Below are 23,274 nucleotides of genomic sequence, written 5' to 3'. Positions count from 1 at the left end.
ATTTTAACCGATTGGATACAAAAACCTATGCGTTGGCTGAAATGGATCCTGCTCTCGTTATTTAGTTTGGCTTTAGTTAGCCTGCTGTCACTTTACCTGGCACTGAAGTCAAATCAACCCCAGTACGACGGCTTGGTCCAGGGTGCCGTTGAACACCAGGTCGAGCTCAGCCGAGACGCCCAGGGTTACCTGAGCATTTCGGCACAAAACCGCAGCGACGCTTCGTATGCACTGGGCTTCAGCCATGCGCAGGAACGCTTTTTCCAGATGGATTTATTACGCCGCAACGCCGCAGGGGAGCTGTCAGAGCTCTTTGGTGAAATGGCGCTGGATTTGGATCAAAAACGCCGGATGCATCGCTTCAGACACAGGGCAGAACTTGGTTATAAAGCGCTGGCCGCCGAGCAAAAGCAGCTGCTTGACCGCTACACAGCAGGGGTGAACGAAGGCTTACACCAACTGGGCCTGCCGCCTTTCGAATACTGGCTGTTGCAAAGCAGCCCAAGAGTCTGGTCTCCAGCCGATTCGTTTCTGGTGCTGTACAGCATGTTTCTCGATTTACAGGGCAGCGAAGGCAAAGACGAGCTGGCGATGGGCTTGATAAAACAGAAGTTGCCCGCAGACTGGTATCAATTCCTGATGCAGCACAGCCCCGACTGGCAGGCTGCAATGGATGGTTCCGAAGTGACCGCTGTCCCTCTGCCAGCAAGCCCCTACCCGGCTGTACTGAAACAACAGAGTGCCTGCTCAGATTGTGGTCTGTTTGACAGCCGCGACATTGGCTCGAATAACTTTGCCGTCGCGGGCAGCCGCACTGCCGACGGTCGCGCTATTCTGGCCGACGATATGCATTTGGGGATCCGGGTGCCTGGCACCTGGTTCAAAGCCCGGTTGCAATGGCAACAAGAAGGCAAAACCAAATGGGTGGCGGGTGTCACCTTGCCCGGCACACCGGCGGTGGTGGCGGGCAGTAACGGCAGTATTGCCTGGGGCTTTACCAACAGCACAGCGGACTGGACTGATGTGATTGCACTGAAACTGGATGACAACGCCGAACGCTACCAAACCGATGATGGCTGGCAGGAGTTTAAGTACCAGAATGAAGTGATTAAGGTGAAAGGCCAACCTGATCTGGTCCGTCAATACAAAGAAACCATTTGGGGCCCCGTCATGCCAGAACCTTTTGCCGGTTATGCGCTGCGTTGGGTCGCTCATGACCCGCAGGGCGCCAATTTTAATTTGTTGCAACTGGAACAGGCTGACAGCGCCAAAGCTGCGTTACAAATTGCCACCACAGTGGGGGTGCCCACCCAAAACCTGCTGGTGGCCGATGACCGGGGCGTGATTGGCTGGACCCTGATTGGAGCCCTGCCTGAGCGCCAACTGACCGACATGGACACTCCACAGGATTGGAGCACAGGGAAAAACCGCTGGATGGGTTACCATAACGCCAAAGCCTACCCCACCATTCTGCAGCCTCAATCAGGCCAGCTCTGGACAGCCAACAGCCGGATGATTGGGGGCGAGCAGTTAGCGCTGATTGGCAATGGCGGCTACGACCTTGGCGCCAGGGGCCAGCAAATCCGGGATGGCCTGACGGCTCAGGCACAACACTCCGAACAAAGCCTGCATCAAATTCAACTCGATCACAGAGCGCTGATGCTGGCCCGCTGGCAACAGCTGCTACTGAACCAGGTGCTCACTCCAGACTTTATTGCAGAGCATCAACTGGCCGCGTACCGGGACTATGTAATGAAAGATGCCAGCGCAGCCAGTATCAGTTCGGTTGGCTATAGCCTGGTCCGCTCTTTCCGGGCCAAGACTATTGAATTGGCCTTTGCCTCTTTGACTGCACTGCTGGAAGAAAACCGGCTCAGTGGCCGCGACCTGAAATTTTCACTGGAAACCGCAACCTGGGCGCTGTTGCAGCAGCCACGGCCAGATACAGTACCTGCCGGCTTTGACAGCTGGAAAGCCTTGTTGCAACGCGCTGTGCTGGACAGTAAAAATGCGCTGGAACAACAACAGGGCAACCTGGCACAGGCCACCTGGGGCGCGCTGAACACCAGTCAGATTAATCATCCGCTGGGTTCGGCCATTCCTGTGTTGGGCGACTGGCTGAATATGCCGGCCATGCCAATGAACGGCGACAGTCATATGCCGCGGGTGCAAAACAAGGTGCATGGTCAGTCTGAGCGGATGGTGGTGTCTCCCGGCCATGAAGAAGATGGTTTACTGGTGATCCCGGCGGGCCAGTCTGGTCACCCGTTATCGCCTTTTTATCAGGCCGATCACGCCTTCTGGTTACACGAAAAATGGCTGGGCTTTTTGCCTGGGGAAACCACCTATTTATTAAAGATTGAACCTAAAGCTTGACTTTAGACGTCTAGACTGATTATTTTGCTGACTATGAAAACAATTTTAACCGCTCGCTTTTTTCGCCTCTTTACCACCCCAACGGGGAGGCGGTAAGTCGCGCGCGCGTGATAAACCTGAAAACCTCCCCCAGTGGGAGGTTTTTTTTTGCCAAAGGATCAACACCATGAGTCATGATTTAGACCAAATCCGCAAGGATATCAGCAGTACCGATCAGCAACTGCTGCAACTGCTGTCCAGCCGCCGTCAGCTCGCGCTTTCTGTTGCCGACGCCAAACTGGCGCAAAACAAACCTATCCGCGATCAGAAACGTGAGCAGGAACTGCTGGTGTCCCTGATTGAAAAAGGCAAAAGCCTGGGTCTGGACGCTCAATACATCACCAAAATTTACCATGTGATTATTGAAGACTCTGTGCTGCAGCAGCAGGCCAAAGTGCAGGGCCAGCTCAATGGGGCCAATGGCCCTGTGGCGCGGGTTGCTTTCCTTGGCCGACAGGGGTCTTACAGTTACTGGGCGACTCAGAAGTACTTTACCCGCCGCGCTGAAACTCTGATTGAAATTGGGTGCGACAGTTTTAACGAAATTGTGCAGTCGGTGGAAACCGGCCATGCCGATTACGCCGTGCTGCCGATTGAAAACACCTCGTCCGGCAGCATTAATGAAGTCTATGATCTGCTGCAGCACACCCGTTTGTCTATTGTCGGCGAGCTGACACACCCGATAGAGCATTGTCTGCTTGGCATTGCCGGCACTGAACTCAGTAAAATCCGCACTATTTGCGCCCACCCTCAGGTGATTGCCCAGTGCAGTCAGTACCTGCAGGGGCTGTCCAGTGTAAAAATTGAGTACTGTGACGCCTCATCCGACGCCTTTAACAGAGTACGCCAGGCGCAGGACCCAGCTGTGGTCGCTATTGGCGGTGAAGAAGGCGGCAAGCTTTATGGTCTGGAGGTATTAGGCCGTGGCCTGGCGAACCAGAAAGACAATGTCAGCCGCTTTATTGTGGTGGCCCGTAAAGCCATTCAGGTGGATAAAGCCATTCCGGCCAAAACCACTTTTATCATGTATACGGGCCAGCAGCCGGGCGCCTTGGTGGATGCACTGACCGTACTGAAACAACATGGCATCAGTATGGGTAAACTGGAATCCCGGCCTATTCCGGGCAACCCGTGGGAAGAAATGTTTTATGTGGATGTGTACGCCAATCTGAATGACTACGCGATGACCAGAGCGCTGGATGAACTGAACCGGATCACCCGCTTTGTCAAAGTATTGGGCTGCTACCCCAGTGAAGATATCAGCCCAACCCTGCCGCCACACAGCTAAGCTCCATTCTGCTGAGTCAGAGTGGAATGCTCTGCCCCTTTTGCGCGATCTGACACTGCAGGCCCTGCTCCAGCATCCGCTGTTGCAGCGCCTGTTGCGCTTTCGGCTCGCCATGCACCAGATAAAACTGCGGTTGTCCGCCAATAGCACTGGCCCAGCTTAACAACTGGCTTTGACCCGCGTGGGCGGAAAAGCCACCAATCGTATGAATTTGCGCTTTCACTGCAATCTGCTGACCAAAAAGCCGGACCCGTTTTTCCCCATCCACCAATTGCCTGCCCAAGGTGCCCTGCGCCTGAAAACCAACAAAAATAATGTGATTCGCCGCTTTCCATAAATTGTGCTTCAGATGATGCACAATGCGCCCGCCATTGCACATGCCGGAACCGGCAATAACAATAGCGCCAGAACTGACGCGGTTCAGCGCAGCCGACTCCTCGGCTGTAGCAGACAACCGCAATACAGGCAGGAAACTTTGCAGATCCCTGGCGCCGTAACGTTCCAGTAGCCTGGTATCTTTCGGGTCAAACTCATCCATCAGGCGCGAATAAATTTTGGTGATCTCAATGGCCATCGGGCTGTCCAGCACCACCATTTTCTGCTTCAGCCGTTTTTGCTGGTACAGCAAGCCGAGGTAATACAGAATTTCCTGACTGCGCCCCAGCGCAAAAGCCGGAATAAACACATTGCCACCTGCGGCGTAGGCGTTATCCAAAGCCTCTGCAAATTCATCCAGAGTGCGGTTCAATGGCTGGTGGTTGCGGTCCCCGTAAGTACTCTCCATCAGCACTATGTCGGCCATCGCGACCTTGCTTGGGTCAGGCATCAGCACCGTCGCCGGATTGCCCAAATCGCCGGAAAATACCAGCCGCCGGCTGGCTTTACCGTTCTTCAGCTGCAGCTGTACTATGGCTGACCCCAGAATATGGCCGGCGTCAAGAAACTCCAGCTCAATGTCTTCGGTGACACTGTGCTTCTGCCGGTAACCAACCGGCTGCGTTTGCTCCAGCACCTGCACCACATCACGCACCGCCATCACCGGGTCCAGTAAACTTTTCCCCTGACGGGCGCGCTGGCGGTTCTGCCATTCCAAATCTTTCAGATACAGCTGCACTGAATCTTTCAGCAAGACGCCAAGCAACAAAGCGGTGCCCTCAGTGCAGCAGATTTTTCCGCGAAAACCGCGCGCCACCAACAACGGCAACAAACCACTGTGGTCAATATGGGCGTGGGACAGGATCACTGCATCAATGTCTTTTGGCCGGAACGGGAAACTGAATTTGTGCCATTCCCGAATTTGATCGGCCCCCTGACTCATGCCGCAATCCAGCAACACCCGTCTGGCACCTATACGCAGTAAATAGCAGGACCCAGTGACTTGTTCAGCGGCACCATAAAAGGTCAAACTGGCATCTAATGGCATACTTATCTCCCTGTTGGTGATAGAGATTGTTATAACCCAGCTTTGAACGCTTAAGATTAGCCTATATCAAAGTATTGATTCATTTCTGAATTTTTGACGGAGCCCTTATGTCAGACAGCAACTTACTGCACCAGCGTCATTTGCTTTCAGCCAGCGAAGCCGACGGACACAGCCAGGGCCTGCAGGCCCATCCGTCCTACCGGCTGGCCTTCAGTGACAAAGACTTTCTGATGCAGGACGAATTGCGCCATGTCCGTCTGCAGCTGGAATACCTCAAACCGCAACTGGTTATGGAACAGTATCAGGTGCAGGCCACCATAGTGGTGTTCGGCAGTGCCCGCTTTTTATCGCCGGAGCAGGCCGCAGAAAACCTGCAGCAGGCTCAGGCCCGGCAGGCAGCAACGCCCACCGACAGCAGGCTACTGCAGCAGTTACGTCAGGCACAGCGGGATCAGAAGAACAGCCGCTACTACGATGCTGCCCGTCGTTTTTCGCACCTGGTCACCGAACACAGCAGGCAACACCCAGAAAACGCTGTGATGGTGATCAGCGGAGGCGGACCTGGCGTGATGGAAGCGGCAAACCGTGGTGCTTACGAAGCGGGCGGCCAGAGTATAGGGCTGAATATAGTGCTGCCGCATGAACAGCGACCAAACCCTTACATCACCCCTGAGTTTTGCTTTCAGTTTCACTATTTTGCCATTCGCAAAATGCATTTCCTGCAACGGGCCCGCGCTCTGGTCGCCTTTCCTGGTGGTTTTGGCACCCTGGATGAGTTGTTTGAAACTTTAACGCTGCTGCAGACCGGCAAAGCCCGTCAGGTGCCGGTGATTTTGTACGATAAAGCCTTCTGGACCCGGTTAATCAATTTTGACATGCTGGTCGAGGAAGGATTGATCAAAGCCGACGACTTGCAACTGATCCAATTTGTCGACAGCCCGGAGCAAGCCTGGCAGGCAATTTGTGGCTGCTATCAGTTGTAACAAAGGCCGCGAAGCGGCCTTGTGGGTTATTTCTGTTCGGCCAGCGGAGTGCTGTAAGCCAGCTCCATATCCCAGGGCAGCTGGATCCAGGTGTCCTGTTCAATGTCCGTCACATAGAGATCCACCAAGGGTTTGCCCTGGGGTTTGGCATACACAGTCACAAAACAGGCGGTCGGGAATAACTCACGCAATGCCCTGGCGGTTTCCCCCGTATCCACCAGGTCGTCCACCACCAGCAATCGTGGGCTGTCACGCAATGCGGCATTTTTCAGTATGGTCAGCTCACGTTGTTGATCATGGTCATAGCTGGACACACAGATGCTGTCCACCACCCGGATATTCAGCTCACGCGCCAGAATAGCCGCTGGCACCAGACCGCCACGGCTGACCGCCACTATGCTGTCAAACTCACGGCCCAGCAGGTTCTTTGCCAGCTCTTTGGTCGCACGATGGAAGGCTTCCCAGGACACATAAAACATTTTGTTGCTTGTCAGCGACATTGCAAGGCTCCTTAAATCAGTTCCAGCGCTATTTCGACCATATCGTTGAAGGACGTCTGGCGCAGCTCCGCACTTAAGGCTTCGCCGGTACGGATATGATCACTGACCGTCATGATCGCCAGTGACTTGATACCAAACTCGGCGGCCACACCATACAAGCCGGCCCCTTCCATTTCCACACCCAGCACACCGTATTTTTCCAGACGGTCAAACAGCGTCGGATCCGGGTTGTAAAACAGATCCGAGGTAAACACATTACCGACATGGGTCGGAATTTGTTTGGCACGGGCCGCCTGCACGGCTTTTTCCAGCAGACCATAATCGGCCAAAGCGGCAAAATCCAGGTTGCCGCCCAGACGGTTGCGGTTGACCATCGAGTCGGTGCTGGCGCCCATCGCAATCACCACATCACGCACTTTGACATCCAGTGGCAAGGCGCCGCAGGAGCCAATACGGATAATGTTTTTCACGCCATAAAACTTCACCAGCTCAGTGGCATAAATCGACATGGAAGGAACGCCCATCCCAGAACCCTGCACACTGACTTTTTTGCCTTTGTAAGTGCCGGTGTAGCCATACATATTGCGTACTGTGCTAATCAGCTGCACATCCGTTAAAAAGGTATCAGCAATATGTTTGGCACGCAGCGGATCACCCGGCATTAATACGGTGTCTGCAAAAGCCCCTTCGGGCGCATTGATATGAGGAGTAGCCATAAGAGTCCTGAATTAATTTAAAAATGACTGGCCATAGCTCAGAGGCTGCAGCCCAAAATAATCTGCCAGCGTCTGGCCCATATCGGCAAAACTCTGACGTTCACCCAACTCACGGGCTGGTTGGAATTTATTGAACCACAGCACAGGAACATATTCACGGGTGTGCTCAGTCCCGGGCCAGGTCGGATCACAGCCATGGTCGGCTGTCAGCAGCATCACAGCATCCGGATCCAGCGCCGCCATCAGTTCCGGTAACCGGCTGTCAAAATACTCCAGCGCTTCGCCATACCCAATAGGGTCACGGCGATGGCCATAATTCTGGTCAAAATCGACCAGGTTGGTAAATACAATGCTGTGGTCCGGCGCCTGCGCCATTTCCTGCAAGGTCTTATCCACCAGAGCGGCAAGCCCAGTGGCTTTGACTTCTTTGCTGATGCCCTGATGAGCATAGATATCGGCAATTTTTCCGATACTGATCACTGTGCCTCCGGCCTGGGTCAGCATATCCAGCACTGTCGGAGCTGGCGGTAATACCGAATAATCTTTGCGGTTGCCGGTGCGGGCATAGTTGTCGGCCGCAGTGCCAAGAAAGGGCCGTGCTATCACCCGGCCTATGTTGTAGCTGTCCAAAAGCTCTCGCGCGACTTCACAGAACTGGTACAACCGCTCCAGGCCAAAATGCTCTTCATGAGCGGCCACCTGAAACACGCTGTCGGCTGAGGTGTAACAAATCGGCATGCCGCTACGGATATGCTCATCCCCCAACTTCACCAGAATGTCGGTGCCCGAAGCATGGCAGTTACCTAAAATGCCGGGCACGCCAGTGCGGCGCACCAGCTCATCGATTAATGCGGCAGGAAAGCTGTTGGTTTTGTCATGAAAATAGCCCCAGTCAAATAACACTGGAACGCCGGCAATTTCCCAGTGACCACTGGGTGTGTCTTTGCCACTGGACAACTCGCGGGCAAAGCCGTAACTGCCAGAGATCTCTGCACTGTCTTCCACCAACGCCATTTCACCACTGGCCGCCAAACCTGCTTTGACTAAACCCAGGCGGGCCAGATTCGGCAACTGCAGTTGACGGCCCTTCTCTGCAAAAAATGCTTTACTGATGCTGGCAAAAGTATTGGCCCCGGCGTCGCCAAACGAGGCTGCATCCGGCGCACTGCCAACACCAAAACTGTCCAGAACCAGAATCACCGCCTTCTTCATGACATCGTACCTCGATTGCTTTTTACTCTGCTTCAATGGGGCCCAAACGCCCCTGCAACAAGCAGTAAAAATTAAAAAGGGCACGCAGCTTATGCAAAATGTGCCCTGTTCGCAATGAATTTGTGAATGCTTTTGTTAACTGATTTTAAATTTACCGACCAGACCAAACAAAGTATCGGATAACTGCTTAATTTCCGACGATAACCGATCATTGTTACGGGCAATATCGCCGGCGGCACTGGCCTGATCATGCAATGCATACAGGTTTTTGGTAATTTCCTCCGACACCAGCGCCTGCTCTTCAGTCGCAGAAGCCGTCTGAGTTGCCATATCATTTACCCGCAGGGACGATTGCTGCAATTGCACAAAGACCTGTTCCGCTTCAGCAAAACTGCTGACAGTGCGGTCTGCATTGGCTTTGCCGCTGTTGATCGCACTGGACGCTTCACTGACCCGGCTCTGTAAGGTCTGGATCATCTCCTGAATATGGTTGGTGCTTTGTTGGGTGCGCGACGCCAGAGTCCTTACTTCGTCGGCCACCACCGCAAAACCCCGGCCCTGCTCACCGGCACGGGCGGCTTCAATAGCCGCATTCAGGGCCAGCAGGTTGGTTTGCTCAGCAATACCACGGATCACATCCAGCACCGAGGCGATATTGCCAGAGCTCTGCTCCAGCTCCGAAGAACAGGCCAGGGCCAGATCGACGTCCTGCGTCAGTTTGCTCATCCGCTCTGTCACACTGTTGACGACCACAATGCCAGCTTCGGCATTGCGTCTGGCTTCATCGGCCTCGTGGGCGGAATCCGTAGCCACCTGTGCCATTTCTTTGTTGGCCAGCGTCATCTCATGCACTGCACTGACAATAGAGTCGGATGCCACATTCAGCGATTTGGTAATTTCATTGGTTTTCAGAGCCGACTCCGACAGCACAGAGGTCAGCTGGCTCAACTGAGAGGCTTGTTGCAGCACCGAAGCAATCAGCTGGCACAGATTGGCGACAAAGCCATTAAACTGCGCGGCCAAATCCGCAAATTCATCTTTGGAACTGGCATCCAGCCTGGCTGTTAAATCGCCGTCGCCCGAGGCAATTTCTGCCAGGCGGGAAGTCAGATGGTTGATTTGATCGGTCAGAGATTTTGGCACCGCATAACTAAACCAACCGGCAATCAGCAAAATCAGCGCACTGATGCCATAACTGCTGTTCTGAAACAGGTTGATATCGGCGGTCAGTTGCGTCTGTTCCGCAATAGAGGTATTGAGCGCCGCTTCGCCGGCTTTATCCAGTACATCCCGTAACTCTGCAAACAGCTGCTGTTCCTGCTGCTGCAGTTCTGCAGGCACAGCCCCTGCACGGCTGGCCTGCAATAAGGCCTCTCCTGCCGTCAGCCAGCTTTGGAAACGACTGTCAAAATGATTGAACTGCTGTGCAATCTCCGGATACATACGCAAGTAATTCAGGTAGTCGCCAAACCGCTGTTTCACCTGAGCCGCATTGTCTGCAAAATCCTGCTCCAGGGCTGCAGCGTCTCCCTGTTTCGCCATATGCTGGGTACTGGCGAGCTTGGCCTGGTACAAATCCCGGTCTGCATTGAGTACCACTGAGATGGCTTTCAGGAAATTCTCTGCCTGTAAATCCAGTGCGCGGCTTTGCATCGACGACAGGTAGCTGAACAAAGACACCACCACAATTAAAGTCAAAGCAAGGATCAGCATAGGTAAACTGCTTTTAACCCGGATACTATGAAGATTCATAATGGAACTCACTGATTGGCTGAAAAAACTACGTAACTCTAAGTATTGATAGCAGAATGAGTTTTCGCAAAAGCACCTGACGCAAAATCTTTGTAGAAAAATCAGGACAGGACTTTTAAGATGCGCTGAACCTGTCGCCCCAAGCCAGCACAACCACAGAGGATAGGATGAAAACTGCAGTCATTACCGGAACCAGCCGGCGTTTAGGCGCCTACTTAGCTGAACAGTTAAGCCTGTCGGGTTACCGGGTGGTTGGCCTGACCCGACAGCACAATCCGGCGCAGCAGTTTATGACTCAGTTTGAAGTGGATTATCAGTGCAGCCGTTCGGTGTTGCAGGTAACGGAGCAGCTGGCACAGCAGTTCAATAGAGTGGACCTGCTGATCCATAACGCCTCGTTGTTCGAAAAAGATGCGGCTCATCAGCAGGATCTGGCTGGCTTTTATCAGGCGTTGTTTGCCATACATATGCAAATGCCGGCGCTGCTGAACCAGCAGTTGTTGCCATTACTGCAGGCCAGTGGTGCCGGTAATATTATCCATATCACAGATATCTATGCCGACAATCCAAATCCGGCTTTTGCGCTTTACTGCAGCAGCAAAGCCGGGCTCGAAAATCTGATGAAGTCTGCCGCCAAAGCGTATGCACCTGCAGTCCGGGTCAACAGCATTCAGCCCGGCCCTATTCAGTTTTTACCTGAACACAGTGCAGAGGAGAAGCAGCAGGTGCTACAACAGACCTTAATTGCGTCTGAGGCAGGTTTCGAGCCAATTCTCAAAGGCGTGCGTTTTCTGGTCGATAACCCATTTGTCACCGGCCTCAGCCTGAAAATAGATGGCGGCCGGGCTTTGGGGAAGTAACAGGGAGCCAAGCCAAAGCTCAGCTTTCACACTGTCTGGTGCCAGCACTTTTGCCAGGTAGGGCTCGGTCAGTACAGCTTGCCAGTCAGGGTTAAATTCGTGCCCGGCCCAGAGGATATCCAGGTCACAGCTGCGATCCTTTTTGCTGCGGTCCGGGTCTGCTCTGTCTCTGCCCAGCCAGGTTTCAATCCGACACAACTGCTGTTTCAGCTGTTCAGGTGTTTCGTCCGTAAAAATCCAGCATAAAGCATTGATAAAACGCCTGTCGGACTCGACCAGACAAGCTTCCGTATAGACGCCTGAGTACAAGAACAAGCTGTGATAGCGCAGCAGCAGATGTTCAAGCGCCAAAGGCGTGTTGTGTTCTGGCGCAATATTGCAGCCGAGCGACAACAAATACAGCATCAGCCCGTTGCTCCGTTCAGGCGGTTCAGATCAAGCCGCTGGCCCTGCCAGGCAAACCCGGCAAACTCCCGGGCCACCAGTTCTGAAAACCCAGCCCAGTGGTCCTCATAACTCATCAGAAAAATTCGTTTGCGCAATGCTTCGGGGTAGTGCTGTAACAGGCTGGAGATGGGTGCATGTACCGGGTTCCAGTCGGCCAGCGTGCAGTCATGAAAAATCCACTGCACAGCTAACTGTTCCAGCAGCTCCGGCAGCACCAGGGTGTCGCCGCTGTAAAACACCGAGCCATTAATTTCAATACCAAAACAGGCTTTGCCCGGTGTGTGTGTCACTGGATGCAGCCGGTACTGGTTACCGGCGAACTCAAACTGGTTTTGCTCAATCCAGCACACGTCAAAGTAGTCATCCAGTTCACACTGGCCTTCACCATTGCGTCCCAACGAGCCTTTTAATGTCTGATGCCATAACTCGTCATACAGCTGTGGCTGCAGGTAAAGCCGGACTTTGCGTTTGAATTTATAGCGTCCCTCATTGGCCAGCCGTTCCAGACCAAACACATGGTCGGCATGCACATGGGTGATCACCACAGCGTCAATGTCCTGCAGGGTCAGCCCCTGGGCAAACAAAGCGGGTTTAATGGTGTAACCACAGTCCAACAGCAGGTTGCCCTGTGCGGTGCACACCAGGGCATTGTTGTTAAACAGGGTGTCGGCTTCGGAATGACCACAGCCCAGGATCAGTAATTCGTTTAGTGCTGTCACTTGTGCGTCCGTTCACGGGCGTCTGCAGAATGGCTGGCAGTGTATCACCAACAGGTGGCTACGAAAAAACCGAAAATGATGCTGTACCTAAGTGCTATGGATTTTTTTTGCGTCACAGCGTATCACTGCAGTCCAAGGTATAAAAAAGGACACCCCATGAAAACATTAGCTTTTGCCCTGTTGCTGGGCTCAGTACAGGCGGCGCCGTTGCCCAAACTGCAGCTGGATTTAAGCCAGACCACTGTGTCCGGTTTATCCAGTGGTGGTTACATGGCCGCCCAGTTTCATCTGGCCCACGCCGACTGGGTCAAAGGTGCAGCCATTGTGGCCGCCGGTCCGGTGTACTGCGCGCAAAATAACTTGCTGACGGCACTGGATCACTGCATTCACAAAGTCGATTCCGCAATCCCACTCGATGCCATTAATCAACAACTGAACGACTGGATGACCCAAGGAAAACTTGCAGGTAAAACCCAACTGGCTCAGTCCAGAGTCTGGTTATTGCATGGCAACAAAGACCAAAAAATTCACCCTGACGTAGCAGCCGGGCTGTATCAACAATACCAGCAGTGGCTGCCTGCCGCTCAGCTGAGCTATGTGTCTGACAAGCCCTTTGCTCACCATATGCCCACCCTGAATGCCGGGTCCGACTGCGCAACCTCCGAAGCACCTTATCTGGGCAACTGCAACTATGATGCTGCCGCTCAAGCCCTGGCCTTTATCCTGCCTGGCTTTCAAGCCGCCACCACTGAAGCGACAGGCCAGGTGTACCCGCTGGCACAACACCAAATTGCCGGTGACGCCGCAGCGACCATGGCGGAGCAGGGGTATGTCTATATTCCCAAAGCCTGCGCCGAAGGTGAAAGTTGCCGGCTGCATATCAGCTTTCATGGTTGCAATCAGGCTGTTGAAGCGGTGCAGATGGCCTATGTGGAGCGGGCCGGTTTTAACCGTCACGCCGACAGCAATAAGCTGGTGGTGCTCTACCCGCAGGCCAGAGCATCGAAGCTGATGCCGCTGAACCCGCAGGGCTGCTGGGACTGGTGGGGCTATACCAATGCAGATTACGCAAACCGGCAAGGGCCGCAAATTCAGGCAGTGGTCAAACTGGCCCAGGCACTAAAAGGCTGATGTCGCTGATATCGCAAGGCACAGCACGCTGTGCCTTGGTTGTCTGGCTTACAAAGCGACAAAAAACCGGTCGCTGCGCGGTAAATAATAGTGATCCGGATTAAAGGACATCACCACCATTTCGCCTCTGCCAATAATTTCCTGACGTGGCACCAAACCAATCACCCGCGAATCCGCGCTATTGTTGCGGTTGTCCCCCAACACCAGATAAAAACCAGCGGGAATACGCAGCGGGTCAAAGCTGGAGAAACCCGGATCCTGTTTGGTTAGCCGAATAGCATGCTTCACCCCAAGTAAATTTTCCTGCCAGTCTGCACCTTGTCCTGGCTGGTACAATAAAGCCTGACCATTGATACGCAACTCGTTATCCCGCATTTCCACCCAATCGCCCGGCATACCCACCACCCGCTTCACCAGCCTGTTGTTGGCCGCTTGCGATTCAAAAATTACCACATCGCCCCGTTGTGGATCCGCCAGTTTGACCAACGAATGCCCGGTAAATGGCAGTTGGATATCATAGGCCAGTTTATTGATCAGAATACGATCACCTTCTTTGATGGTGGGCTGCATGGAGCCGGACGGCACATGGTTCCAATCCGCGACGGCACTTCGAAACACAAACATCAGCGCCATACAAAACACAAAAGCCCAATGTTCACGCCAGAACTGTTTTACCTTTTGCATAAAAATTCTCCTGTAAAGACCTGAACTTTGGCTGCTGTCTGCGCATTTAGTTGCGCAGCCGCCTGCACGAAATTGTTACCAGATTTTGCCAGCCTCTGTTCCTCCCTTTAAAATGGCCCCACAGAGCAGACAGCAGGAGAACAAAATGCCGCATGCGGTTATTTTCGATATGGATGGAGTGCTGATTGACTCTGAGCCTTACTGGACAGAAGCAGAGCAACATATCTTTCAGCAATTGGGGGTTCGACTGCCGCCCGAAATCACAGCGCAAACGGCGGGCATGAGTACCAAAGCCGTGACTGCCCTCTGGTACGCACACAGTCCCTGGACAGGCATGACGCTGGCCGAAGCTGAGCAGGCGGTGATTGATTATGTCGCCCGGGCTGTGCTGGAGCGGGGCCAGGCTAAATCCGGTTTATTACCACTGCTCGATCGGCTCCGGGCGCAGAATATTCCGCTGGCCGTCGCCACCAACTCTCCGGCAACACTGATGCACACTGTGCTCGATCATCTGAAAATCCGTGATTATTTTCAGGCGCTTTGCTCGATTGAAGAGGTCAGCCAGGGCAAACCCCAGCCAGACATCTATCATCTGGCGGCACAGCGACTGGGTGTGCTCAGCCGCGACTGTTTAGTGTTTGAAGATTCCGTAACCGGCATGACCGCGGCGCTGGCAGCAGGAATGCGGGTCATTGCGCTGCCGGCTGAGCATCACTGGCACAAAGCCGACTACCAGCAGGCGTTGACCAAAATCCGCAGTTACCATGAGTTACCTGCTCAGCCTGCCCAGTGGTTGCAGCTCAGCGCTGTTGGCTGATCCGCACCTGCACCGCCTGATAGGAACAGTAACCTGTGCTCTGGCTGTTGCGCTGATACTGGCCAAATGCCAGTTGACTCTGGCTTTGTAGCTTTAAGCTAAGCAGATAACCCGTCTTTGGTTCCTGCGCCTGCAGCTCGGGTTGGCCAGTCTGACAAAACTGGCCGGCCAGCTGTCGGTACTGGTCGTGTTGCAGCCAGTCCAGCCGTTGCAGCTCTGTGGTAGCAGCCCTTTGTTTTGCCACCGGACGGGCCTGTTTCCAGTCAGCAAACTTTATCCGTAACTGACCCTTGTTCAACTGCAGTTCATCATCACGGCTCAGGTAATGGCTGGTCATGACCAGCGGCTCGCCTTCAGTGTTGTCCTGTTTTTGTGCAAGCACATAGACTCCGGCAGCCCCTGTAACCCGCATTCGGACCTGCTCAGGCTGACCTTGTGGCCAGCCGACCAGCAAAGCAGTGGCTTCGTCCACACCAAAGCCATACTGGCTGCCACTCGACTGCAGCAGCTGCATTAAACGCCCCTGCCGCCCCCGCTCAGAAAAATGCGTATCCAGCACCCCATAACGAAACAGCCCCAAACCTCCAGCAGGCCGGTAGGTCAGGTGCTCGCTGCTCAGTCCTGCCGGGCAGGACTGGTCGATGTCACAGCCTTCATCCGGTGCCGCTGCGGCCACGGCGCCAAACTGCAAGGCCGCCCTGCTGCTGCCGTTACTGATCATCGGCACCGGCTGCCCTTGCCAGGTGCCTCCGGCCATCACGGCGGTACCGGCACTGGTACCGGCCACTATCAGCCGGCCTTGCTCCACTTGTTGTCTGATCAGCGCAAGTTCGGCGCTGGTTTCGCCATTTTCCTTTAAAAAGGCCGCCAGCGTCAGACTCTGGTTGCCGCCGTTAAAAAACAACGCATCCGCCCCACGGATGTTGTCCAAAGCGGCTGCAGAACCTGCCATACAGAACTGCTGAAACTGCTGGTATAAATCCGGGTAAACCGCGGATCTGCGGTAGCTTTGATGAAGCTCTGCCAAATACTGGTCGAGTTGCTGGCAGCCATTCTTGTCATTCGTGGCGCTTTGTTGAGCCTGTTGCCAGGCGGCATTCAGCGGCAGCCACTCCACCTCAGCACCGGCCTGACGAAACAGCTCCAGGTAAAAGTCGACGGCTGCAAAGGGATCCCGACTGGAAGCCGTCAACACCAGCAGCTTGGGCTTACCTGGCCTTTTACTGATTTTAGCTGCCTGTTCAACGATTTTTCTGTAGATTTCCACGCTGAATTTATCTTTGCTATCGGTCAGACGAACCTGTTCACGCTGCCGCCCTGCGCCGGGCTGATCCGGCGAGATCCAGGCCGGCTGTTCCAGCTGATCCAACAGCAGATTGAATTCAGCATCTGACAGCTGGGCCACCAGCTCGTCGCCCAACAGGCGAAGCAACTCTGCTTTCGTCAGTACTGATGCCTGCGGCGTCTTGGGCAATTGGGCTAACCCTTGGAGCAGTTGTTGTTTCACACTGGCACGCCGGTCGGACCAGCCTGACCAGGTTGCAATGCGCTGCTGCGCCTCGAGGCTCCAGCGGTAAGACAACTGGTGCAGCGCTGCCGCGTCAAAACTGGGGTCACCTGCACAGGACGACGGAGTCATCGAGCTGCAAGTGCTCAGGCCACCTCCGACCAAAACCATTGAATAATCTGGGAAATTATCTGCAGCCTGCAGCGGCAATACAGAAAAACACCCCAACAGGCAGCTGCGGCTGAGGCGGGTTTTGAATCGGCGAATCATTGAGAAATCCCTGCTGAATTTTTGCTGTTTTTTTACAACTACTACCAATGCCGTGTAAAAATCCAGCACTTTTTTTTCTGAAACCCGACTTGACAATCAAAGCAAAAAACAGGGATTCTTCTGCCACTTGCCCGGCACGGGCCTGACTTTTTGGTAGCGATATGCTGAAAAACGCGTTTAGTTTGAGCAGTTATCACTACTCGTCCTACTACCTTTCTGAGTGGTTTAACGAGTAGACACCAGCTTCACTTTGGGTGAATGCCGGCGTCTTGCCGTTTTCTTACGTTTTTTATTTACACCAAGACAGGATGATCAGATGGCTGCTGACGCTGTATGCGTGTTGCGCCCCGTTTGATGTCCGCCCACAGGACAGGATGATGAACACAAAAACCTCCGTTCAGACCAAAGCAGTCGCGATGCCGGATGCTTTTGTTATTTTATTTTTTATTATGCTGCTGGCAGCGCTGGCGACCTACCTGATCCCGGCAGGTTCCTTCGAGCTATTGGAACCAGCGGCCAGCAGTGACAGCGCCGTTAAACCCAAAGCCAAAATTGACCCAAGCAGTTTTCGTCTGGCCCCTCAAGACAGTGGCGGCGTGCCGCTGTTTGCCGAGGGCGGTGGCATTGGTTTTTTCAATTACGCCTTTGAAGGCATGGTGTCCGGTAACAAATGGGGCTCTGCCATAGGAGTGATGGTTTTTATTCTGCTGACCGGTGGCGCCTTTGGCATTCTGATGAAAACCGGCGCCGTCAGCCATGGCATTGTCGCGCTGATCGACAAAACCCGCCGGATGGAATTTGTCTTTATCCCTTGCCTGTTTTTGTTATTTTCGCTGGGCGGAGCTGTATTTGGTATGGGCGAAGAAGCCATCGCCTTTTGTATTCTGCTCTGGCCGCTGATGCTGGCCTTAGGCTACGACGCCATCACCACTGTGCTGGTCACCTACGTTGCGACTCAAATTGGTTTTGCCACCTCCTGGATGAACCCTTTTAATATCGCCATCGCTCAGGGCATTGCTGGCATTCCGCTGTTTTCCGGCAAAGAATTCCGCCTGCTGATTTGGTTCTGCTTCACCTTGTTTGGCACCATTTTTACCATGAGGTATGCCGCCAGAATCAAAGCACAACCACAGAGCTCCCTGAGTTTTGCCTCGGATGAGCAGGCCAGAACGCAACACCAGCTCAGTGTCAGCAGCCAGTTCAACCGGCTGGACAGCCTGATCCTGCTGACCTTTTTCGCAGGTTTAGCCTGGATTGTCTGGGGCGTCACCAGCCGCCAGTATTACATTCCAGAGCTTGCCAGCCAGTTTTTTACCATAGGTATTCTGATTGCTCTGGTGGCGGTACTGGGCAAACGCATGACGGTCAATGAAGCCGCAGACGGCTTCAAACAAGGTGCGGCCGAGCTGTTACCAGCGGCCATGATCGTCGGTATGGCCAAAGGTATGGTCCTGCTCCTCGGCGGCGACAGCCCGGAGAATCCTTCGGTCCTCAATACGCTGCTGTACCACTCAGCCGCTTTGCTGACTGGCCTGCCGGAGTACCTGTCAGCCTGGCTGATGTTGTTCATCCAATCCGTGATTAACTTTTTTGTGTCGTCCGGTTCAGGCCAGGCGGCGCTGACCATGCCGCTGATTGCCCCCTTATCAGACCTGATTGGGTTGTCCAGGCAAATTGCCGTGTTGGCCTTTCAGTTGGGGGATGGCCTGACCAACTGCATTATCCCCACCTCCGCCGCATTGATTGGCTGTTTGGGGGCTGTGCGGCTGGATTGGGCCGTCTGGCTGAAGTTTGTCTGGCGCCTGCAGCTGTGGCTTTTTGCGCTCGCCAGCCTGACCATGCTGGTTGCCGTGTTAATCGATTTCCAATAAATCACATTGGCCTGAGGATAATTCGTTGAATTCCATCATTTTAATTAAAAACGCCCAAATCTACGCCCCCAACGCGCTGGGCCGGCAGGACCTGGTGATTGCTGGCGGTAAACTCTGTGCTTTGGGACAGGATTTTTTACTGGCAGGCAGCAACCTGCCTGTCACTGTCATTGACGGCAGCGACCAGATTCTGGCGCCGGGTTTTGTCGACTCCCTGGTGCATTTTATCGGCGGCGGTGGCGAAGGCGGTTTTGCAACCCGCACCCCGGAAATGCAACTGACAGACGCCACACTCGGCGGCGTCACCACGGCCATAGGTGTGTTGGGCACCGATGCCACCACCCGAACTCTGAGCAATCTGCTCGCCAAAGCCCATGCTCTGGACAGTGAAGGCATCAGCACCTGGTGCCACACCGGCTCGTATCAGGTGCCGTGCCGCACCCTGACCGGCTCTGTGACCGATGATCTGATCCTGATCGATAAATTTATCGGGGTTGGCGAAATTGCCATCAGCGACCATCGCTCGTCCCAGCCCACCACTGAGGAAATTCGCAAAGTAGCGGCCGCCGCCCGGGTCGGCGGCATGCTCGCCGGCAAAAGCGGGGTAGTCAGTGTGCATATGGGGGCCGGCGAGCGCATACTGCAGCCGATTTATCAGGCTCTGGCTGGTACTGAGCTGCGAATTCAGCAGTTTTACCCCACCCATATGAACCGCAACAGAGCCGTGTTTGACGCAGGCCTGGAGTTTGCACGTAAAGGGGGCGTCATCGACTTCACCACCAGCACCACGGCTTACGATTTACAGCATGGCGAAGTGGCCGCCGCCGCCGCTTTGGCCGAAGCCCTGGCGTCTGGCATTGCGCCAATGCAGCTGACCATGAGTTCCGACGGCAACGCCAGCCTGCCGGTGTACAGCAGCGATGGCGAGCTGCTTGGGCTTGAAGTCGGTCAGGTGCGTAGCCTGTTCCAGGCCGCACGACAGGCAGTCACCGACCATGGGGTGGAACTGAGCCAGGCTTTGTGCAGCATCAGCGCCGCTCCGGCTCAGGTGCTGGGTCTGAAACAAAAGGGCCGCATTGCCACTGGTCTGGATGCCGATCTGGTCTTGTTGCGCGCCGATGATTTACAAATTGATTCAGTGCTCGCCAAAGGGCGGTTATTGGTGCAGCAAGGCCTGCCCCTGGTAAAAGGCACCTTCGAAAGGTGAAGACCGGGGCCTGTTGACGCAACAGGTGACATACTTTGTGCTATAGCTGAAAAAAACCGGCTTGACTTCTGTTGAAGCTTCAGCCAACGTAAATAAGATTTCAATGTTTCAACTGACAGGAGAGCAATATGCAACGTTGTGCTGCAAACCCGCGTAGCTACTATTGCTCTACCTATTACCTTTCCGAGTGGTTCAATAATTAGTCTGTCTCTGCCAGTAGCAGAGACAGACTGTTTACGTCTTCATTTCTGATCAGACTTAACCAGTAAACTGCAAATCGTTGCGGCCCAGGCCTTTGTGGCGTTTTGCCGTGCTGATTTCACCCGGAACAGATCCGTTCTCTGACTAGTGGCTGCATTGCCCGATTTAAACAACAGATTGCCAGCAGGCAACAGTCAATCCAGAGGAACGTCCGATGTTAACAAGCAACATGAAGCTGAATAAACTCTCCGCCGCCAGCTTGCTGGCTTTGTGCCCTGCACTGCTGCAGGCTCAGCAGGCCGCACCTGCAGAACCTGAAGTGGAAAAAATTGAGGTCACCGGCTCCCGTCTGAAGGGGGTGGATATGGAAGGTGCCAATCCGCTGCAAATTTTCAGCAAAGATGATTTGCAAAAACGGGGTTATGAATCCATAGGCCAGTTTTTGCGTGACCTGCCACAGGCATCCAGCGCCGGTACCTTTACCGATAACGGTGCCGTAGGGGGGGCCGATGGCTCACCGGCTGGTGCGGCTGGCGTCAGCCTGCGTGGTTTGGGTTCAAGCTCCACTCTGGTGCTGGTCAATGGCCGTCGCGTGGCCGTGGATTCGTTTTCAAATGGCTTTGACTCCTTTGTCAACGTCAACTCCATTCCGTTGTCAGCACTGGAGCGGGTGGAAGTACTGACTGACGGAGCGTCCTCCGTGTACGGTTCTGACGCTATTGCCGGGGTGATCAACTTTATTCTGAAAAAAGACATGCAAGGCCATGAAGTATCAGTGTCATACGGTGATGATTTTGCCAGCAGCGACTTTTCCAAAACCAACCTGACCTACACAGGTGGTTTTGCCACCGCCAACAGCAATACCACTCTGGTGGTCGATTACGCCGACCGCAATGCCTTGTTTAACCACGACCGCCCCATCAATGTGACCCTGCTTTCCAGCACCCGCGTGACTATTGATGGCCGCGACTACGCCGAACCCTGGTGTGGCGATGCGACCAGCAATGGTGGCAGCCGCTGTCAGTACGACTATGTCACCCAACGCGCTATTCAGCCAGACAGCGAGTCCCTGGGACTGACACTGAACCATGTGACACAGCTGGGCAACAACAGGGAGTTTTTCTCCGAAGCCATGTACCAGCACAATACCGGCTCCGCCTATGACGCCCCGGGCGCTTTTGATGTGCGGGTGTCCGCAGGTTCGGCCCTGGTGCCGCAATGGGCCCGGGCTATTGATGCGCAGGACGGGCAGCAGAACCAAATCCGCGTGCGCTCCCGCTTCCCTGAAATGCGTATTCAGGACTATGACACCAGCAGTTACCGCCTGCTGGCTGGCCTGCGTGGAGAACTGGGCGACTGGGCCTGGGAGTCCGCAGCCATCTACGGCAAAACCGAAAATGAAATTACCCATGTCTCAGGCTATATGGGCCGGGATAAAGTCGCTGCGGCCCTCGCCAATGGCCAGTTTAATCCCTTTGATCTGGGTGCGGGCAACAGTGCAGAGCAAATCGCAGCCTTGCGTGAAGCGGCGCCAAGGCTGGGGGAATCCGAAGTGTATTCACTGGATTTCACCTTAAATGGCACGCTGTTTGATACGGTCAGTACCGTCTTTGGTGCCGAATACCGTGGCGAAGACATCTTCGACCGCCCGTCAGAGATTGCCGTGAATGACGGTGTCTTTAACCTGGGCGCCAGCGACGCCGCCGCCGACCGTACGCAATACGCCACTTATGCCGAATTTAATCTGCCCGTGACAGAACAACTCGACCTGATAGGTGCTCTGCGTTATGACCACTACAGCGATTTTGGCGGCGACGTCAATCCGAAACTGTCAGCCCGTTTTCGTGCGACCGACGATCTGATCCTGCGCGCCTCCTGGAGCACTGGCTTTCGGGCGCCGTCCCTATCGCAACTGGGGGCAGGCACTTCATTAGGCACCGCCTATATTAACTGCGGTGCAGGTGAAGCCTTCGATGCACTCTGTGGCACTGCGGGCGCCAGTTTGGGTGAACTGGAACTGGACCAGGAAACCATCGGCAACCAGGGGCTGGATGCCGAACAATCTGAGGCGGTCAATCTGGGTCTGTCCTGGAACCTGACTGATGATCTGAACCTGACCGTCGACTACTGGCGCTACACCCATGAAGACATTGTGGATGTGGACGCCAACACCACCTTAAAAGCCTGTGTCAACGGCTCAGCCCCTGTAGTGGACAGCATTGCCCAACTGGGCACTGCTTTTGGTTGTGTGCTGGATGCAGGCGGTGACTTAACTTTCTTGCGCACTGGCTTCTTTAACGTAGGGGCACAGGAAACAGACGGTATCGACTTTAAACTGGATTACCGCATTGCCACCCAGTCTTATGGCGACATTAAACTCTACGCTTCCGGCACCAAGACGTTGTCGTACGAGCGGCAGCTGAATGCTGAAACCCCGAAAGAAGATCTGTTGGGCAAACTGAGCGGCGCCAATGAAATTGCCCGCCCTGATTTTGTCGCCGATTTTGGAGCTGAGTGGTCACGACAGGACTGGTCTGCCAGCCTGGGAGCGCATTACATCAGCTCTTTAGGCGACGGTGACTTTAAGTTTGACAATGAAACCCTCGACTCCTGGCTGATTTTCAATGCCAGCCTGGGCTATGACATCAACGCCAATCAAAGTCTGTTGTTCAGTGTGCGCAACCTGACGGACAAAGAACCCCCCTACGCTTCGTCACCGACCAATGGTTACGCCTCGTCCGTACACGACTGGTACGGTGCTACCTGGACCCTGCGTTACAGCGTGAAATTCTGATTTCTTACCTGGGAGTTTGAGGCCTTCGGGCCTCTTTTTTCCAAGCAAGCTGAATTTCAGCTTTCACAGCCTAAAAAGCAAAAAGCCAGCATGAAGCTGGCTTTTTCACTGTTCATCCGAAGGAGGGTGCAAAGGCCCGGACCAAGGTTTGCCAGGAGCAAAGCAGAACAGCTTTAGCTGGCCCGCAGGGCGGGCCTGCACGGATGCAGGCCGTTATCGAAGATGTAGGGTCTGAATGGTAAAAAAGCAAAAAGCCAGCATGAAGCTGGCTTTTTCACTGTTCATCCGAAGGATGGTGCCCAGACCCGGACCAAGGTTTGCCGGGAGCAAACCAGAACAGCTTCAGCTGGCCCGCAGGGCGGCCTGCACGGATGCAGGCCGTTATCGAAGATGTAGGGTCTGATCAATAGAAAGCAAAAAGCCAGCATGAAGCTGGCTTTTTCACTGTTCATCCGAAGGATGGTGCCCAGACCCGGA

General features: G+C 54.2%; 20 protein-coding genes. 9 read left to right on the top strand and 11 right to left on the bottom strand.

Annotated features, from left to right (window positions below; translation table 11 throughout):
* Positions 1-27: 27 nt before the first annotated feature.
* Together WKJ04_RS06075 and WKJ04_RS06070 are read left to right on the top strand one after the other, a co-directional pair.
* Complete coding sequence (locus WKJ04_RS06075; protein WP_337879597.1) at positions 28-2,376, top strand: penicillin acylase family protein; 2,349 nt, start codon at positions 28-30, stop codon at positions 2,374-2,376.
* A gap of 166 nt (positions 2,377-2,542) precedes the next feature.
* Positions 2,543-3,703 carry a chorismate mutase gene (locus tag WKJ04_RS06070; protein WP_337879596.1) on the top strand — a complete coding sequence of 387 codons (1,161 nt, stop codon included), beginning with the start codon at positions 2,543-2,545 and terminating at the stop codon, positions 3,701-3,703.
* Between the two features lie 16 nt (positions 3,704-3,719).
* Here the strand turns inward: WKJ04_RS06070 and WKJ04_RS06065 are convergent, their stop codons facing one another.
* Positions 3,720-5,126, bottom strand: coding sequence for an MBL fold metallo-hydrolase (locus tag WKJ04_RS06065; protein WP_337879595.1), 1,407 nt, complete (start codon positions 5,124-5,126; stop codon positions 3,720-3,722).
* 107 nt (positions 5,127-5,233) lie between these two features.
* Between WKJ04_RS06065 and WKJ04_RS06060 the strand changes: the two genes are divergently transcribed.
* Complete coding sequence (locus WKJ04_RS06060) at positions 5,234-6,109, top strand: TIGR00730 family Rossman fold protein (protein WP_337842616.1); 876 nt, start codon at positions 5,234-5,236, stop codon at positions 6,107-6,109.
* A gap of 26 nt (positions 6,110-6,135) precedes the next feature.
* Here WKJ04_RS06060 and gpt read toward each other — a convergent pair whose 3' ends face one another.
* The 4 genes from gpt to WKJ04_RS06040 all read right to left on the bottom strand — a co-directional run bounded on the left by gpt (position 6,136) and on the right by WKJ04_RS06040 (position 10,289).
* A complete protein-coding gene (gpt, locus tag WKJ04_RS06055; protein WP_337842615.1) occupies positions 6,136-6,609 on the bottom strand; it encodes a xanthine phosphoribosyltransferase in 474 nt (157 codons plus the stop codon).
* Between the two features lie 11 nt (positions 6,610-6,620).
* On the bottom strand, positions 6,621-7,325 hold the full coding sequence (gene deoD, locus WKJ04_RS06050) for a purine-nucleoside phosphorylase (protein ID WP_337842614.1): 705 nt from the start codon (positions 7,323-7,325) through the stop codon (positions 6,621-6,623).
* Positions 7,326-7,337: 12 nt separating this feature from the next.
* Positions 7,338-8,537 carry a phosphopentomutase gene (locus WKJ04_RS06045; RefSeq protein WP_337879594.1) on the bottom strand — a complete coding sequence of 400 codons (1,200 nt, stop codon included), beginning with the start codon at positions 8,535-8,537 and terminating at the stop codon, positions 7,338-7,340.
* A 135-nt stretch (positions 8,538-8,672) separates the two neighbouring features.
* Complete coding sequence (locus WKJ04_RS06040) at positions 8,673-10,289, bottom strand: methyl-accepting chemotaxis protein (protein WP_337879593.1); 1,617 nt, start codon at positions 10,287-10,289, stop codon at positions 8,673-8,675.
* Positions 10,290-10,456: 167 nt separating this feature from the next.
* Here WKJ04_RS06040 and WKJ04_RS06035 point away from each other — a divergent pair, with 167 nt between their 5' ends.
* A complete protein-coding gene (locus tag WKJ04_RS06035) occupies positions 10,457-11,149 on the top strand; it encodes an SDR family NAD(P)-dependent oxidoreductase (protein ID WP_337879592.1) in 693 nt (230 codons plus the stop codon).
* Here the strand turns inward: WKJ04_RS06035 and WKJ04_RS06030 are convergent.
* A complete protein-coding gene (locus WKJ04_RS06030) occupies positions 11,030-11,554 on the bottom strand; it encodes a 2-amino-4-hydroxy-6-hydroxymethyldihydropteridine diphosphokinase (protein WP_337879591.1) in 525 nt (174 codons plus the stop codon). The genes WKJ04_RS06035 and WKJ04_RS06030 overlap by 120 nt on opposite strands.
* Positions 11,554-12,315 (bottom strand): MBL fold metallo-hydrolase, encoded by a 762-nt coding sequence (locus WKJ04_RS06025; protein WP_337879590.1) that lies wholly within the window; start codon positions 12,313-12,315, stop codon positions 11,554-11,556. The genes WKJ04_RS06030 and WKJ04_RS06025 overlap by 1 nt, the downstream gene beginning before the upstream one ends.
* Before the next feature lie 156 nt (positions 12,316-12,471).
* On the opposite strand from WKJ04_RS06025, the gene WKJ04_RS06020 reads away from it, so the two are divergent.
* Positions 12,472-13,446, top strand: coding sequence for a PHB depolymerase family esterase (locus tag WKJ04_RS06020; RefSeq protein ID WP_337879589.1), 975 nt, complete (start codon positions 12,472-12,474; stop codon positions 13,444-13,446).
* Positions 13,447-13,494: 48 nt separating this feature from the next.
* On the opposite strand, the gene lepB is transcribed toward WKJ04_RS06020, so the two are convergent.
* A complete protein-coding gene (gene lepB / locus WKJ04_RS06015; protein WP_337879588.1) occupies positions 13,495-14,130 on the bottom strand; it encodes a signal peptidase I in 636 nt (211 codons plus the stop codon).
* Positions 14,131-14,275: 145 nt separating this feature from the next.
* On the opposite strand from lepB, the gene hxpB reads away from it, so the two are divergent.
* The gene (hxpB, locus tag WKJ04_RS06010; RefSeq protein WP_337879587.1) at positions 14,276-14,947 is read left to right on the top strand and encodes a hexitol phosphatase HxpB; all 672 of its coding nucleotides are present in this window, start codon (positions 14,276-14,278) and stop codon (positions 14,945-14,947) included.
* Here the strand turns inward: hxpB and WKJ04_RS06005 are convergent.
* Both WKJ04_RS06005 and WKJ04_RS06000 read right to left on the bottom strand, forming a co-directional pair.
* Positions 14,931-16,625 carry a cyanophycinase gene (locus WKJ04_RS06005; protein ID WP_337879586.1) on the bottom strand — a complete coding sequence of 565 codons (1,695 nt, stop codon included), beginning with the start codon at positions 16,623-16,625 and terminating at the stop codon, positions 14,931-14,933. The genes hxpB and WKJ04_RS06005 overlap by 17 nt on opposite strands.
* A 16-nt stretch (positions 16,626-16,641) precedes the next feature.
* The gene (locus tag WKJ04_RS06000; RefSeq protein ID WP_337879585.1) at positions 16,642-16,851 is read right to left on the bottom strand and encodes a hypothetical protein; all 210 of its coding nucleotides are present in this window, start codon (positions 16,849-16,851) and stop codon (positions 16,642-16,644) included.
* A 250-nt stretch (positions 16,852-17,101) separates the two neighbouring features.
* Here WKJ04_RS06000 and yfcC point away from each other — a divergent pair, with 250 nt between their 5' ends.
* From yfcC to WKJ04_RS05985, 3 genes are all read left to right on the top strand, one after another.
* Positions 17,102-18,595, top strand: coding sequence for a putative basic amino acid antiporter YfcC (gene yfcC / locus WKJ04_RS05995; RefSeq protein WP_337879584.1), 1,494 nt, complete (start codon positions 17,102-17,104; stop codon positions 18,593-18,595).
* Between the two features lie 25 nt (positions 18,596-18,620).
* Positions 18,621-19,802 (top strand): beta-aspartyl-peptidase, encoded by a 1,182-nt coding sequence (gene iadA, locus WKJ04_RS05990; protein WP_337879583.1) that lies wholly within the window; start codon positions 18,621-18,623, stop codon positions 19,800-19,802.
* A gap of 415 nt (positions 19,803-20,217) precedes the next feature.
* Positions 20,218-22,797: a TonB-dependent receptor gene (locus WKJ04_RS05985; protein ID WP_337879582.1), complete on the top strand. Its 2,580-nt coding sequence runs from the start codon at positions 20,218-20,220 to the stop codon at positions 22,795-22,797.
* Positions 22,798-23,078: 281 nt separating this feature from the next.
* On the opposite strand, the gene WKJ04_RS05980 is transcribed toward WKJ04_RS05985, so the two are convergent.
* Positions 23,079-23,274, bottom strand: a 196-nt coding sequence (locus WKJ04_RS05980) for a hypothetical protein (RefSeq protein ID WP_337879581.1), incomplete at its 5' end; no start/stop codon positions are given.

The organism is Rheinheimera sp. (assembly GCF_037442345.1).
In the GTDB taxonomy this organism is placed as follows: Bacteria; Pseudomonadota; Gammaproteobacteria; order Enterobacterales; family Alteromonadaceae; genus Pararheinheimera.
Note: the sequence above shows the minus strand (reverse complement) of the source record. Positions and strands in the feature narration are given on the sequence as shown.

Bases quoted from the DNA above. Each gene is read 5' to 3' on its own strand.
- WKJ04_RS06060 (WP_337842616.1), top strand. From the start codon at position 5,234: ATGTCAGACAGCAACTTACTGCACCAGCGTCATTTGCTTTCAGCCAGC.
- WKJ04_RS06065 (WP_337879595.1), bottom strand. From the start codon at position 5,126: ATGCCATTAGATGCCAGTTTGACCTTTTATGGTGCCGCTGAACAAGTC.
- WKJ04_RS06035 (WP_337879592.1), top strand. From the start codon at position 10,457: ATGAAAACTGCAGTCATTACCGGAACCAGCCGGCGTTTAGGCGCCTAC.
- lepB (WP_337879588.1), bottom strand. From the start codon at position 14,130: ATGCAAAAGGTAAAACAGTTCTGGCGTGAACATTGGGCTTTTGTGTTT.
- WKJ04_RS06070 (WP_337879596.1), top strand. From the start codon at position 2,543: ATGAGTCATGATTTAGACCAAATCCGCAAGGATATCAGCAGTACCGAT.
- WKJ04_RS05985 (WP_337879582.1), top strand. From the start codon at position 20,218: ATGTTAACAAGCAACATGAAGCTGAATAAACTCTCCGCCGCCAGCTTG.
- WKJ04_RS06045 (WP_337879594.1), bottom strand. From the start codon at position 8,537: ATGAAGAAGGCGGTGATTCTGGTTCTGGACAGTTTTGGTGTTGGCAGT.
- WKJ04_RS06005 (WP_337879586.1), bottom strand. From the start codon at position 16,625: ATGGTTTTGGTCGGAGGTGGCCTGAGCACTTGCAGCTCGATGACTCCG.
- WKJ04_RS06075 (WP_337879597.1), top strand. From the start codon at position 28: ATGCGTTGGCTGAAATGGATCCTGCTCTCGTTATTTAGTTTGGCTTTA.
- WKJ04_RS06020 (WP_337879589.1), top strand. From the start codon at position 12,472: ATGAAAACATTAGCTTTTGCCCTGTTGCTGGGCTCAGTACAGGCGGCG.
- hxpB (WP_337879587.1), top strand. From the start codon at position 14,276: ATGCCGCATGCGGTTATTTTCGATATGGATGGAGTGCTGATTGACTCT.
- WKJ04_RS06040 (WP_337879593.1), bottom strand. From the start codon at position 10,289: ATGAATCTTCATAGTATCCGGGTTAAAAGCAGTTTACCTATGCTGATC.
- yfcC (WP_337879584.1), top strand. From the start codon at position 17,102: ATGAACACAAAAACCTCCGTTCAGACCAAAGCAGTCGCGATGCCGGAT.
- gpt (WP_337842615.1), bottom strand. From the start codon at position 6,609: ATGTCGCTGACAAGCAACAAAATGTTTTATGTGTCCTGGGAAGCCTTC.
- deoD (WP_337842614.1), bottom strand. From the start codon at position 7,325: ATGGCTACTCCTCATATCAATGCGCCCGAAGGGGCTTTTGCAGACACC.
- WKJ04_RS06030 (WP_337879591.1), bottom strand. From the start codon at position 11,554: ATGCTGTATTTGTTGTCGCTCGGCTGCAATATTGCGCCAGAACACAAC.